The sequence below is a fragment of the Sphingomonas naphthae genome (genome assembly GCF_028607085.1).
In the GTDB taxonomy this organism is placed as follows: domain Bacteria; phylum Pseudomonadota; class Alphaproteobacteria; order Sphingomonadales; family Sphingomonadaceae; genus Sphingomonas_Q; species Sphingomonas_Q naphthae.
Genome location: NZ_CP117411.1, coordinates 2,616,671 through 2,628,805 on the forward strand (window position 1 = coordinate 2,616,671; position 12,135 = coordinate 2,628,805).

The 12,135-nt window shown below is 68.4% G+C and carries 14 protein-coding genes and 1 pseudogene; 5 read left to right on the top strand and 10 right to left on the bottom strand.

The features are described from left to right. Positions 1 to 2: 2 nt before the first annotated feature. A complete protein-coding gene (locus PQ455_RS12575; protein ID WP_273686429.1) occupies positions 3 to 431 on the bottom strand; it encodes a GlcG/HbpS family heme-binding protein in 429 nt (142 codons plus the stop codon). A gap of 115 nt (positions 432 to 546) precedes the next feature. Further along, positions 547 to 1,011, bottom strand: a complete 465-nt coding sequence (locus tag PQ455_RS12580; RefSeq protein ID WP_273686430.1) for a MarR family winged helix-turn-helix transcriptional regulator — start codon at positions 1,009 to 1,011, stop codon at positions 547 to 549. Between the two features lie 115 nt (positions 1,012 to 1,126). Here PQ455_RS12580 and hppD point away from each other — a divergent pair, with 115 nt between their 5' ends. The 5 genes from hppD to PQ455_RS12605 all read left to right on the top strand — a co-directional run bounded on the left by hppD (position 1,127) and on the right by PQ455_RS12605 (position 5,824). Then, on the top strand, positions 1,127 to 2,236 hold the full coding sequence (gene hppD, locus PQ455_RS12585) for a 4-hydroxyphenylpyruvate dioxygenase (RefSeq protein WP_273686431.1): 1,110 nt from the start codon (positions 1,127 to 1,129) through the stop codon (positions 2,234 to 2,236). Positions 2,237 to 2,264: 28 nt separating this feature from the next. Next, positions 2,265 to 3,542: a homogentisate 1,2-dioxygenase gene (gene hmgA, locus PQ455_RS12590; RefSeq protein WP_273691367.1), complete on the top strand. Its 1,278-nt coding sequence runs from the start codon at positions 2,265 to 2,267 to the stop codon at positions 3,540 to 3,542. Then, a complete protein-coding gene (gene fahA / locus PQ455_RS12595; RefSeq protein ID WP_273686432.1) occupies positions 3,539 to 4,840 on the top strand; it encodes a fumarylacetoacetase in 1,302 nt (433 codons plus the stop codon). The genes hmgA and fahA overlap by 4 nt, the downstream gene beginning before the upstream one ends. Further along, positions 4,837 to 5,226: a Rieske (2Fe-2S) protein gene (locus PQ455_RS12600; protein WP_273686433.1), complete on the top strand. Its 390-nt coding sequence runs from the start codon at positions 4,837 to 4,839 to the stop codon at positions 5,224 to 5,226. Before fahA ends, PQ455_RS12600 begins: the two co-directional genes overlap by 4 nt. A gap of 88 nt (positions 5,227 to 5,314) precedes the next feature. Beyond that, positions 5,315 to 5,824: a hypothetical protein gene (locus PQ455_RS12605; protein ID WP_273686434.1), complete on the top strand. Its 510-nt coding sequence runs from the start codon at positions 5,315 to 5,317 to the stop codon at positions 5,822 to 5,824. 123 nt (positions 5,825 to 5,947) lie between these two features. Here PQ455_RS12605 and pal read toward each other — a convergent pair whose 3' ends face one another. The 8 genes and pseudogenes from pal to PQ455_RS12645 all read right to left on the bottom strand — a co-directional run bounded on the left by pal (position 5,948) and on the right by PQ455_RS12645 (position 12,022). Next, positions 5,948 to 6,469, bottom strand: a complete 522-nt coding sequence (pal, locus tag PQ455_RS12610; RefSeq protein ID WP_273686435.1) for a peptidoglycan-associated lipoprotein Pal — start codon at positions 6,467 to 6,469, stop codon at positions 5,948 to 5,950. Between the two features lie 32 nt (positions 6,470 to 6,501). Next, positions 6,502 to 7,755: pseudogene (tolB, locus tag PQ455_RS12615) on the bottom strand (Tol-Pal system beta propeller repeat protein TolB); the annotation flags it as partial. A gap of 125 nt (positions 7,756 to 7,880) precedes the next feature. After that, positions 7,881 to 8,762, bottom strand: coding sequence for a hypothetical protein (locus tag PQ455_RS12620; protein ID WP_273686436.1), 882 nt, complete (start codon positions 8,760 to 8,762; stop codon positions 7,881 to 7,883). Then, positions 8,755 to 9,246, bottom strand: coding sequence for a protein TolR (gene tolR, locus PQ455_RS12625; protein WP_273686437.1), 492 nt, complete (start codon positions 9,244 to 9,246; stop codon positions 8,755 to 8,757). The genes PQ455_RS12620 and tolR overlap by 8 nt, the downstream gene beginning before the upstream one ends. Positions 9,247 to 9,310: 64 nt before the next feature. Then, entirely contained in the window at positions 9,311 to 10,009 is a 699-nt protein-coding gene (gene tolQ / locus PQ455_RS12630) for a protein TolQ (protein WP_273686438.1), read from the bottom strand. Next, positions 10,000 to 10,461: a YbgC/FadM family acyl-CoA thioesterase gene (locus tag PQ455_RS12635; RefSeq protein WP_273686439.1), complete on the bottom strand. Its 462-nt coding sequence runs from the start codon at positions 10,459 to 10,461 to the stop codon at positions 10,000 to 10,002. The genes tolQ and PQ455_RS12635 overlap by 10 nt, the downstream gene beginning before the upstream one ends. 184 nt (positions 10,462 to 10,645) lie before the next feature. Continuing rightward, positions 10,646 to 11,665, bottom strand: a complete 1,020-nt coding sequence (ruvB, locus tag PQ455_RS12640) for a Holliday junction branch migration DNA helicase RuvB (protein ID WP_273686440.1) — start codon at positions 11,663 to 11,665, stop codon at positions 10,646 to 10,648. Between the two features lie 9 nt (positions 11,666 to 11,674). Further along, positions 11,675 to 12,022 carry a hypothetical protein gene (locus tag PQ455_RS12645; RefSeq protein ID WP_273686441.1) on the bottom strand — a complete coding sequence of 116 codons (348 nt, stop codon included), beginning with the start codon at positions 12,020 to 12,022 and terminating at the stop codon, positions 11,675 to 11,677. Positions 12,023 to 12,135: the final 113 nt, after the last annotated feature.

Consider the following 12,135-nt stretch of genomic DNA (forward strand, 5'->3'; position numbering starts at 1 on the left):
GCTCAGCCCTGCGCGGTCAGGCCAGCGGCGGCGATGCCCGCCAGCGCGCAGATCTCGTCATTGTCGGACGTGTCGCCCGTCACGCCGACCGCGCCGATCGGCGCGCCCTCGCCATCCACCACGATCACGCCGCCCGCCGCCGGGATCACGCCATGCGGCGCGATCGGCCCCAGCGACGCGACGAAACTCGGCCGCTCCGCCGCCATATCCGCGATCTTGCGCGACGAGATGCCGAGCGCCAACGCCCCGCCCGCCTTGCCGCTCGCGATCTGCAACCGCAGCGTCGAGGCGCCATCCTGCCGGGCGAAGGCGATCAGATGCCCGCCGGCATCCAGCACCGCGACGCTGAGCGGCTTGAGCCCCAGCGCGCCCCCCTTGTCGAGCGCGGCGGCGATGATGGCGTTGGCCTGGGCGAGGGAAATGCGGCTCACGGATCGGCTCCTTGCGAAAGGAAGGCTTGTACCATGGGATTATATGGGCCGGTCAGACCCCCACTAGCCGATATAAATAATGAGCTGTCGTTCCCTCAAGGAAAAGATGGGCGTCTTAATCGGCGGCGGCACTCGTCGATCCGCCGCCCGCGATCGCATCGATCCGGCGGAGCATCGACACGAAGGTCGCCAGCTCGGCCTCGCTGAAACCGGCGAACAGCCGCGCCTCGATCTCCAGCGCCTTGGGGGCCACCTGATCGTACAGCGCGCGTCCCTCGGCAGACAGCGTCAGCAGATGCGATCGGCGGTCATCCCGATGGGGCAACCGCGATAGCAGCCCGCGCTGGGTCAGGGCGATGGCGCTGCGGCTGACCGTCACCTTGTCCATGCGGGTGAGCTGGCCGATCTCCTGCTGGGAAATCATCTCGCGCTCGGCCGTTACGGCAATGATGCGCCACTCCGGGATCTTCAGGTCGAACAGATCGGCATAGATCGACGCGACCCGGTCGCTCACGAGGTTGGAGGTGAAGGACAGCCGGTAGGGCAGGAAGGTGTCGAGGGTCAGCGTGCGGGCGGCCATCACCGATCGTACCATTCGCGCGGCCGGCCGCAATCGGGGACCGCCTGCACTGGAATATCGTAACATTTGACACCAATTCGCCGGAAGCGCAATATCGTCTCAAATGATACCATAAATGGAGAGTGTGATGAACGGCAGCGCCACCCTCGATCGCCCGGCGGTCGATGCGAGCAACCCCCTCGGGCTCGCCGGCTTCGAATTCTGCGAATTCACCTCGCCCGATCCCGAGGCGATGGCGCGCCAGTTCGAGCAATTGGGCTTCGTCCCCGCCTCGATCCACCCGACCAAGGCGATCGTCCGCTACAAGCAGGGCCGCATCAACCTGCTGCTGAACCGCGAGCCGACCGGCCAGGCGGCCGATTTCCGTCGCGATCATGGCCCGTCGGCCAGCGGCATGGCATTCCGCGTGGCCGACGCGAAGCAGGCGTTCGCCGCCGCGCTCGATCGGGGCGCCAAGGCGGCGGATGCGGCCTCCGGCGCGCTCGGCGAGGGCATCTATGTTCTCGAGGGGATCGGCGGCTCGCTGCTCTATCTGGTCGATCGCCATGGCGCGGCGGGCAGCCTGTATGACGATTGGGATGCGGTGCCCGGCGCGGCGCAGGCGGAGGCCGAGAATTCGGTCGGGCTCGATCTGCTCGACCATCTCACCCACAACGTGAAGCGCGGCCAGATGCGCGTCTGGTCCGAATTCTACGGCAAGCTCTTCGGCTTCGAGGAGCAGAAGTACTTCGACATCAAGGGCAAGGCGACCGGCCTGTTCAGCCAGGCGATGATCGCCCCCGACGGCGCGATCCGCATCCCGCTGAACGAGAGCCAGGACGACAAGAGCCAGATCGAGGAATTCATCCGCGATTACAATGGCGAGGGCATCCAGCACCTCGCTCTCTCGACCAACGATATCTACACGACGGTCGAGAAACTGCGCGCGCGCGGCGTGCGGTTGCAGGATACGATCGAGACCTATTACGAACTGGTCGACAAGCGCGTGCCCGGCCATGGCGAGGATCTGGCGCGTCTGCGCCGGAACCGCATCCTGATCGACGGCGACGTGAAGGAGGAGGGGCTCCTGCTCCAGATCTTCACCGAGAATATGTTCGGCCCGATCTTCTTCGAGATCATCCAGCGCAAGGGCAACGAAGGCTTCGGCAACGGCAATTTCCAGGCGCTGTACGAGTCGATCGAACTCGACCAGATCCGTCGCGGGGTCATCACCGTCGATGGCTGACGGGGCCATCCTTCCGGCGGGCGGCATGATGCCGGGCTTCGGCAATCACTTCGCGAGCGAGGCGGTGGCCGGTGCCTTGCCGGTCGGGCGCAACAGCCCGCAGAAGGTGCCGTACGGCCTCTACGCCGAGCAGCTTTCCGGCACGGCCTTCACCGCGCCCCGCGCCGAAAACCGCCGTTCGTGGCTCTATCGCCTGCGGCCGACCGCCAATCATCCGCCGTTCCGCCCCTACGCCCGGCCCGGTCTGATCCGCTCCGCGCCGTTCGACGAGGTGCCCCCCTCGCCGAACCGGCTGCGCTGGGATGCCCTGCCCCTGCCCGCCGATCCCGTGGATTTCATCGACGGGCTGGTCACCTATGCCGGCAACGGCGATGTCGGCGCGGGCACGGGCCTCGCCATCCACGCTTATGCCGCCACCGCCTCGATGGTCGATCGCGCCTTCTTCGACGCCGATGGCGAGCTGCTGATCGTGCCGCAGCAGGGCACGCTGCGGCTGGTGACCGAACTGGGCGTGATGACCGTCGCGCCGCAGTCGATCGCCCTGATTCCGCGCGGGATGCGCTTCCGCGTCGAGCTGATCGACGGGCCGGCGCGCGGCTATGTCTGCGAGAATTACGGCGCCTTGTTCCGCCTGCCCGATCTCGGCCCGATCGGCTCCAACGGCCTCGCCAACCCCCGCGATTTCGAGACGCCGGTGGCCGCTTTCGAGGACGAGGACCGGCCGCACGAAATCGTCCAGAAATTTCAGGGCGGGCTGTGGACGACGACGCTCGATCATTCGCCGTTCGACGTGGTCGCCTGGCACGGCAATCTCGCGCCCTGCCGCTATGATCTCACCCGCTTCAACACGATCAACACGGTCAGCTTCGATCATCCCGATCCGTCGATCTTCACCGTCCTGACGTCGCCCAGCGACACGCCGGGCACGGCCAATTGCGATTTCGTGATCTTCCCGCCACGCTGGATGGTCGCGGAGGACACGTTCCGCCCGCCCTGGTTCCATCGCAACGTGATGAGCGAGTTCATGGGGCTGATTCACGGCAGCTACGACGCCAAGGAGGGCGGCTTCATCCCCGGCGGCGCCTCGCTCCACAATCAGATGAGCGGCCACGGCCCCGATCAGGCGAGCTACGAGAAAGCGGTCGCCGCGCCGCTCGCACCGCACAAGATCGAGCGGACGATGGCCTTCATGTTCGAAAGCCGCAACGTCCTCCGCCCTACCCGCTGGGCCAGCGAAACCCCGCTCGCCCAGCCCGACTACGACCATGTCTGGTCGAATTTCACGAAGGGCAACCCGCCGCAATGATCGCCATCGACGACACCCACGATCCGGCGCTGACGAGCTGGGTCGCCTCGGCCAACGGCCATGCCGATTTCCCGATCCAGAACCTGCCGTTCGGCATCTTCTCCCCCGCCGGCGGGGCGGCCCGGCCGGGCGTCGCGATCGGGGAGAGCATCCTCGATCTCGGCGGCGTGGCGGCGCTGCTGCCCGACGCGGTCGCGCCGACGCTCTCGGGCCACACACTCAACGCGCTCTTCGCGCTGCCCGCCGCCGACCGGCTGGCGCTGCGCCGCCGCCTGTCGAGCCTGCTCGCCGACGAAAGCCATCGCGCGATCGTCGCGCCGATGCTGCACGACACGGCCGGCTGCACGCTGCACCTGCCCGCCGCGATCGGCGACTATTCCGATTTCTACGTCGGCATCCACCATGCCAACAATGTCGGCAAGCAGTTCCGCCCGGACAATCCGCTGCTGCCCAATTATAAATATGTGCCGATCGGCTATCATGGCCGCGCCTCGTCGATCCGCCCATCGGGCGTGCCGGTGATCCGCCCCCAGGGCCAGCGCAAGGCCCCCGATGCCGACGCGCCGACCTATGGCCCGTCGCGCCGGCTCGATTACGAACTGGAGCTGGGCGTGTGGATCGGCACCGGCAATCCGCTGGGCCAGCTGGTGCCGGTGGCCGAGGCGGGCGGCCATATCGCCGGCTTCTGCCTGCTCAACGACTGGTCGGCGCGCGACTTTCAGGCGTGGGAATATCAGCCGCTCGGCCCCTTCCTCTCGAAGAGCTTCCATTCGACCATCTCGCCCTGGGTCGTCACGGCCGAGGCGATGGCGCCCTTCCGGACCGCGCAGCCCGCCCGGCCGGACGGCGACCCCGCGCCCCTGCCCTATCTGTGGGACGAGGCGGATCAGGCCAAGGGTGCGCTGGCGCTCGATCTGGGCGTCGCGATCCGCACGGCGGCGATGCGGTCGGCCGGCCTCGATCCGCATCCGCTGAGCCGGGGCGTAGCGACCGACATGTATTGGACGGTCGCGCAGATCGTGGCGCACCACGCCTCGAACGGCTGCAATCTCAACCCCGGCGATCTGCTCGGCACGGGCACGATCAGCTCGGCCGATCGCGACGGCCTCGGCAGCCTCATGGAGCTGAGCCGGGGCGGCGCCGAGCCCGTCGTCCTGCCCGGCGGCGAGACGCGCGGCTTCCTGGAGGATGGCGACGAGATCATCCTCTCGGCCACCGCCCGCGCCGCCGGCTTCGTGTCGATCGGCTTCGGCGCCTGCGTGGCCACCATCCTGCCGGCCCGTCCGGCACTGCCTTGAGCGAGACGCCGTCGAGCGCGCGGCTGTGGGCGACCCCGGCCGGCATCCGCCTCGGCCCGCTCGACCTGATCGCCGATGGCGCCGCCCGCAACTTCGTCCTCCAGATGAGGGCCGGCCGCTTCCACGGCTTCGCCCTCCGCCGGGGCGATCGCGTCCACGGCTATGTCGATCGCTGCCCGCACATGGGCGTACCACTCGCCCAGCACCTCGACCGCTATCTGACGCCCGATGGCGACCTCGTCCTGTGCAGCTGGCACGGCGCCCTGTTCGACCCGGAAACCGGCCTGTGCGTCGGCGGGCCGTGCGCGGGCCAGCGCCTGACGCCCTGGCCGCTCGCCGTGGTCGACGGCGCGATGGTCACCGCCGCGCCGTCGATCACCCCCTGACCCGCGTTCGATTGCCGCCCCCGCGCAGGCCGTGGAACGCCGTCGCCAATCCTGATAGGGCGGCGTTGAAACAGGCGGAGATCGAGCGATGCTGGCAAACCCGTGGCACCGGGCGATGTGGAGCGGCGCGGCCCTGCTGCTCGCCCTCCCCTTCCTCGCGATGCAGGTGACCGGCGAAGTCCGCTGGAGCCCCGCCGACTTTCTGGTCGCCGCCATCCTGCTCGGCGGCGTGTGCGGCATCTACGAAGTCGCGACCGTATGGCAGGCGAACCGCAGCTACCGCCTCGGGGTCGGCCTCGCCCTCTTCACCGCGCTTTCGCTGATCTGGGTCAATCTGGCGGTCGGCATGATCGGCAGCGAAGCCAACCCCGCCAACCTCGTCTTCGCCGGCGTGCTGCTGGTGGCGGCGGGCGGCGCGATCGGTGCCGGGCGACGGCCGGAGGCTCTGTCGCGCGCGATGGCCGCGACGGCGGGCGCGCAGGCGTTGACGGCGCTCGTGGCATTGAAGGCGGGCGCCGAACCGCTCGCTACCGTCGCCATCGCGGTCTTTACGGGGATGTGGCTGGCCTCCGCCTGGCTGCTGCGCCGGGCGGCCTGAACCCTCGTCGTCATTGCGAGCGTAGCGAAGCAATCCAGGTTCCGCCGCTGGATTGCTTCGCTGCGCTCGCAATGACGGATCGATGCCCCTCCCCCGGATCACCGAGGGAGGGAACAGGGCATCTTACTGCGGCACCACCGTCACGGCGCGGCGGTTTTCCGCCCAGGCGGATTCGTCGGAGCCGTTGGCGACCGGGCGTTCCTTGCCGTAGCTGATCGTCGACAGGCGCGAGGACGAGATGCCCTGGCTGACGAGGAAGTTCTTCGCGGCATTGGCGCGGCGGTCGCCCAGCGCGAGGTTGTATTCGCGGGTGCCGCGCTCGTCGGCATGGCCCTCGATCGTGACGGCGACGGCCGGATAGCGCTTCAGCCAGACGGCCTGCTTGGACAGGATCATCTGCGAATCCGAATCGATATCGTACATGTCGGTGCCGAAATGGACCGTGTCCGTGCCCGACTGGGCGAGGAAGTCCGCGCGCGAGCCCGGAACCACCGAGCTGCCGACATCGGACGGCGGCGGCGGCGGGGTCGGCTCGGTCGAGGTGGCCGGGGCCGGCGGAAGCTGGGCCGGCGGCTTCTTGGCGCAGCCCGCGATCGCGAGCAGGGCGGCGCCCACCAGCAGCGTCTTCGTCATGGTCTTGGTCATAGCCTTCTCCTCAAATCGTCGTCGGGTCGTGTTCAGGGGAGTAGCGGCCCCCAGGCGGGATCGGAGCCGTCGAGCGGCGTTGGCACTGGCCGCGCGTTGACGCCGGTAAGATCGACCGACCACAGATCGGCCTTCCCCGATCCCTGGCCCGTGCGGAAAAACAGTATGACGCGGCCGTTGGGCGCCCAGGTGGGGCCTTCGTCCTGCCAGCCGTTGGTGAGAATCTTCTCGTTGCCCCCGCTGGGCGACATGACGCCCACGTTGAAGCCGCCGCTGGTGCGGGTGAAGGCGATCAGGTCGCCGCGCGGGCTCCACACCGGGGTCGCGTAGCGGCCCGCGCCGAAGCTGATGCGCTGCTGGTTCGATCCGTCGGCGTTCATCACATACAGCTGCTGGCCGCCCGACCGATCGCTCTCGAACACGATCTTCGATCCGTCCGGCGAGAAGGAGCCGCCGGTGTCGATGCCGGGCGAGGTCGTCAGCCGGGTCGCCGCGCCGCCGCCGGCCGGCACGCGATAGATATCCGTATTGCCCGCCACCGACATCGAGAAGATGATCGACGAGCCATCGGGCGAAAAGCGCGGCGCGAAGGTCATGTTCGGCTGGCTTACCACCAATCGTTTCGTGCCCGAACCGATATCGTAGACATACACGCGCGGCCGATCATTCTCGAAGCTCATGAACACCAGGCTCTGCCGGTTGGGGGCAAAGCGCGGGGTGAGCGAGATCGACTGGCCGTTGGTGATGAAGCGGTGGTTCGCCCCGTCCTGGTCCATGATCGCCAGCCGCTTGGTGCGGCGGTTCTTGGGGCCGGTTTCGGAGACGTAGACGACCTGACTGTCGAAATAGGGGCCTTCGCCCGTCAGCCGGGTGTAGACCGTGTCGGCGCATTTGTGCGCGCCGCGCCGCCAGTCGGACGGGCGGACGACATAGCCCTGCCGCGTCAGTTCGGACTGGCTGAACACGTCGTAGAGATAGCAGCCGACCGTGAGCGTGCCGTCGCCGTTGGACTGGACGAAGCCCTGCACCAGCGCCTGAGCGCCGGTGGTGGCCCAGGCGCCATATTCGGGCGCGGTCACCTGCGGGAAGGCGACCGGGCGCAGCTGCGCGGGAGCGAGCGGCGAGAAGAGCCCGCTGTTCTTCAGATCGTTGGTGATGACATCCGACACGCGCTGGCCGAGCGCGGAGGTGTCGCCGGCGGGGGTGTCGACCGTCTGCGGGGTCGGCATCGCGGGAATCGCGATCGGCATCGGCGCGGAGATGCCGCCGGTGATATCGACGCGCACCTGCGCCGGCGCCACCGCCGCCATGCCCGCCAGAGCGAGGCCCATCGCCACCTTGATCTGTGAAGTTCCGATCATACCGCTCATGCAACCATCCCGTCAGTTGTGCGTATCGCGCGCCGAGCCGTTCAGTTCCCGATTTGGCTGAAAGTCGGCTCAATATCTTCCCATCCGCCCTTATAAAGCTCCGCCGGGAGCTTGAGCGGCGTACATTCCATCACCGCCGCGATCGCGACTTCGGCCGCGCGCTTGGCGTAACGGCCGTTCTGTTCGTCGAGGCCCGTCTGTTCGGACACGGTCGGCCGCGCCTCCAGCGTGCCATCCGGGTTGAAACGCAGGCGCAGCACGGTGCGGATACGCTCGCCGCCGGGGCCGACGAGGCCCTTGCGCTCGTAGCAGGGCTGCACCTGCCGCTTGATGGCGGCGCCCAGCCCGTTCATCGCCGCCTGGCCGACCGCCGCGCGCGGGGCGTCGGCCTTGCCGCGCCCGTTCTGGACGACGTCCTTAAGGAAATCCTTGCCCAGCCGCGATCCGGTGGTCTTTTCGGCCTTGCCGCTGCCGCCCTCGCGCCTGGCCTCGGCCCGCACCGATTTCAGGAAGCTGTCATCCAGTGGCGTGCGCGACTTGGCGGGCGGGGTGGGCTTGGCCTTCTCCGGCGCGGGCTTTTCGGCGACCGGCTTCGGCTCGGGCTTGGGCGGGGTCTTGCTGGGTGGCGCCGGCGGGGGCGGCGTCGGCTTGGGGGCCGGCGGGGTCGGCACCGGCTCGGGCGCGGCGGGGGCGGCTTCCTCGGCCTTGCCGATCTCGGGCGCTTCCGACGAGGAGGCTTCCTCGGTCGACACCACCGGCGCGGTGGAGCGCAGGCCGACCAGATCGGTCAGCTGCACGTCCATCGTGTCCATGGCCTTGGGGATCGGGCGCGGCCGGGCGAGCAGGCCGAACGACAGCGCCGCCAGCACCACCACATGCGCCGTGATCGCGACGCCGAACCCGAGACGATCGGCCTTATCCACCCGCGCGCGTCGTCCCTGCCGGGGTAGCGGCGCCGCCACCGGGCGCGGCGGTATCGGCGGCGCTGTTGGTCACCAGCGCCACCTTGTTCAGCCCGGCGTGGTTGAGTTCGCCCATCACCGCCATCACCCGCCCGTAATCGAGCTGCGTGTCGGCGCGCAGGAACACCTGCGGCGGCTCCTTGCCGGCGGCGGCGGCCGCCACGGCGGCGAGGCGCGAGGCGAGCTGGGGCAGCGCCACCTCCTCCTCGTCGATATAGATCGATCCCCTGGCGTCGAGCGACAGTTGCAGCGGCTTCTGCTCCTGCTCCAGCGCACCGGCGCGGCTGTCGGGCAGCTTCACCGGCACGCCCGCCATCAGCAGCGGCGCCGTCACCATGAAGATGATGAGCAGCACCAGCATCACGTCCACCAGTGGCGTGACGTTGATCTCCGCCATCGGCGCGCGCTTGCCGCCGTTGCGGCCGGATACGGGGCCCATCGCCATCAGCGCGTGCCCCCCGCGCTATCGCGGGAGCACGGCGGATGATGGGGTGGGGTCACAGCCACCCTCACTCCTCCAGCGCCTTGCTCAGGGTCGAATGGAAATTGTCCGCGAACCGGGTCAGCCGCGCCTCCAGCTTGTTGAGCTTGTGGCTCAGCCGGTTGTACGCGATCACCGCCGGGATGGCCGCGAACAGGCCCAGCGCGGTGGCGAACAGGGCCTCGGCGATGCCGGGCGCGACCACGCCCAGGCTGGTGTTCTGCGACGCCGAAATGTCGGTGAAGGCGCGCATGATGCCCCACACGGTGCCGAACAGGCCGACGAACGGCCCGACCGAGCCGATGGTCGCCAGCATGTTGAGCTTGTCGCCCAATTTGTCGATCTCCGCCGCGACCGCCGAACCCAGCGCGGTGGCGATGCGCGAACGGCTGCCCTCGCGGTCGATCGTCTTGCCGCCGGTCGAGCGGCGCCATTCCGCCACGCCCGCCGTGAACACGCGCGCGGCGGGCAGATCCTGCCGCCCCGGCCCGTCGTACAAGGCATCGATATTGTTCGAGGCACGCACCTCCTGCTCGAAGGCCTCGCTCTTTTTGGCCATCCGGCCGATGCGACTGCCGTGGCCGATGATGATCGCCCAGGTCCACACGCTCGCCACGACGAGCAGGATCATCACCGCCTTCACGATGATGTCGGCCTGCATGAACAGATTGACCGGCGAAAGGATGTCGTGGCTCGCCGCCACCTGCACCCCGTTAATCAGCTCCATCTGTTCCCTTTCATCCGCTGGAAAGTCTCGACCCACTCGGCCGGCTGGCGTTTGGGGCGCCCGTCCAGCGAGGTGAACACCACGACTACGTCCGCTTGCGCCAGCACATCCGCCCCGCGCATGACTCTTTGCTGAATGACCGACGATGCGCCGCCCAGTTTCACCAACTGACTGACCACCACCAGTTCGTCATGCAGCATTCCCGGCTTCAGGAAACGCAGCTGTACTTCCGCGACCACATATTGCCCGACGCCGGCGTCGCGCGCGGCGCGCTGGTCGGTGCCGAGCAGGGTGAGCATGTTCGATCGGCCGCGCTCCATGAAGCGCAGATAATTGGCGTGATAGACCACGCCGCCGGCATCGGTGTCCTCATAATAGACCCGGAGCGGCAAGCGGTGCTCGGTGCCCGCGAAGCGACCGGCGCTTGGGCGATCGTCGGTGGCGTCGTCCATCGCGCTACCTTTAACCATGTTGCGGCGCGATGGCACCCCCTGACTTGGGGTGACGGTTTTACCCCTTGGATCGGCCGGAAGACCTTCCCTCAACCGTTCGTGTCGAGCGAAGTCGAGACACCTGCGCGCGGGGCACGTCCCCCGATCTCGCTCGGGACGAACGGAGCATTATCAAGGCCGGGCATCAGAAAAGTTCATCCTGCCCGCCCGCCGGGATCGGCAAACCGAGGTGGGTCCACCCACGCCCGTTGAGGCAGCGCCCCCGCGCCGTCCGCGCGATCAGGCCGAGCTGGATGAGGTAAGGCTCGATCACCTCCTCGATCGTGTCGCGCGGTTCGGAGAGGCCGGCGGCGAGCGTCTCCACCCCCACCGGGCCGCCGCGATATATGTCGGCGATCATGTGGAGGTAGCGCCGGTCCATCGCGTCGAGGCCGAGCCCGTCCACCTCCAGCCGGGTCAGCCCGCCGTCCGCCATCTTAGCGTCGACCACCGGCACGCCCGCGACATCGGCGAAGTCGCGCACCCGGCGCAGCAGCCGGCCGGCGATGCGCGGCGTGCCCCGCGCGCGCTTGGCGATCTCGCGCGCGCCATCGGGGGCGATCGCCAGGCCGAGCAGCCCGGCGGCACGGCGCACCACCGATTCCAGCTCGTCCACGGTGTAGAATTGCAGCCGCACCGGAATGCCGAAGCGATCGCGCAGCGGCTGGGTCAGCAGCCCCTGCCGGGTCGTGGCGCCCACAAGGGTGAAGCGCGGCAGATCGATCCGCACCGATCGCGCCGACGGTCCCTCGCCGATCATCAGATCGAGCGCGCGATCCTCCATCGCCGGATAGAGGATTTCCTCCACGGCGGGCGCGAGGCGATGGATTTCATCGATGAAGAGGACGTCGCCATCCTCCAGATTGGTCAGCAGCGCCGCCAGATCGCCGGCCTTGGCCACCACCGGGCCGGATGTGGCGCGGAAACCCACGCCCATCTCACGCGCCATGATCTGGGCGAGCGTCGTCTTGCCGAGCCCCGGCGGGCCGAACAGCAGCACATGATCCAGCGCCTCGCCCCGCGCCTTGGCCGCCGCGATGAACACGCGCAGATTATCCCGCGCGGCCTGCTGCCCGACGAATTCGTCGAGGCTCTTGGGGCGGAGCGCCGCATCGACATCCTCGGGGCGGCGGCTGGCGGTCAACAGGCGATCGGCGTCGCTCATGGCGTCATGTCATTCGGCATATCCGATGATCGTATCGCCATTTACCGAAAGGTGCACCACGGACGTTGCCGTCGCATAGCATTCCACCGCAAGCGCGGGGGTGGCCGCGATCGATCCGGCATCCCAGCGCACCGTCATGCCGCGTCCGCCCGGCTCCACCACCGCCGCCGCGCGGGGCAGGCCATCGGGATATTGCACTGCGTAGAGGCTGGTGGCGAAGGCGGCGGTGCAGGCATCCGTCGCGATCGCCTGCCGGGCCACCGCCTTCTCGCCGACCAGCTCGGGTCGCGGCAGACCCTCCTCCTTCGCATAGGAAACACCAACAATCGCCACGATCATCATGAATCCCTTGAGCATTTTTGCCCTCCCTCTCTGATCGTTTCGGGAAGGGAATCCTTTTTCGTTTCGCTGGCAAGCAATTTTGCGACGCGCCACCGATGACCGGGGCGGTGGCCGACCACGCGGCATAT

Coding starts and splice junctions, on each gene's coding strand:
- PQ455_RS12580 (WP_273686430.1), bottom strand. CDS start 1,011: ATGGCCGCCCGCACGCTGACCCTCGACACCTTCCTGCCCTACCGGCTG.
- hppD (WP_273686431.1), top strand. CDS start 1,127: ATGGAGAGTGTGATGAACGGCAGCGCCACCCTCGATCGCCCGGCGGTC.
- hmgA (WP_273691367.1), top strand. CDS start 2,265: ATGCCGGGCTTCGGCAATCACTTCGCGAGCGAGGCGGTGGCCGGTGCC.
- fahA (WP_273686432.1), top strand. CDS start 3,539: ATGATCGCCATCGACGACACCCACGATCCGGCGCTGACGAGCTGGGTC.
- PQ455_RS12605 (WP_273686434.1), top strand. CDS start 5,315: ATGCTGGCAAACCCGTGGCACCGGGCGATGTGGAGCGGCGCGGCCCTG.
- pal (WP_273686435.1), bottom strand. CDS start 6,469: ATGACCAAGACCATGACGAAGACGCTGCTGGTGGGCGCCGCCCTGCTC.
- tolR (WP_273686437.1), bottom strand. CDS start 9,246: ATGGCGATGGGCCCCGTATCCGGCCGCAACGGCGGCAAGCGCGCGCCG.
- tolQ (WP_273686438.1), bottom strand. CDS start 10,009: ATGGAGCTGATTAACGGGGTGCAGGTGGCGGCGAGCCACGACATCCTT.
- PQ455_RS12635 (WP_273686439.1), bottom strand. CDS start 10,461: ATGGACGACGCCACCGACGATCGCCCAAGCGCCGGTCGCTTCGCGGGC.
- ruvB (WP_273686440.1), bottom strand. CDS start 11,665: ATGAGCGACGCCGATCGCCTGTTGACCGCCAGCCGCCGCCCCGAGGAT.
- PQ455_RS12645 (WP_273686441.1), bottom strand. CDS start 12,022: ATGCTCAAGGGATTCATGATGATCGTGGCGATTGTTGGTGTTTCCTAT.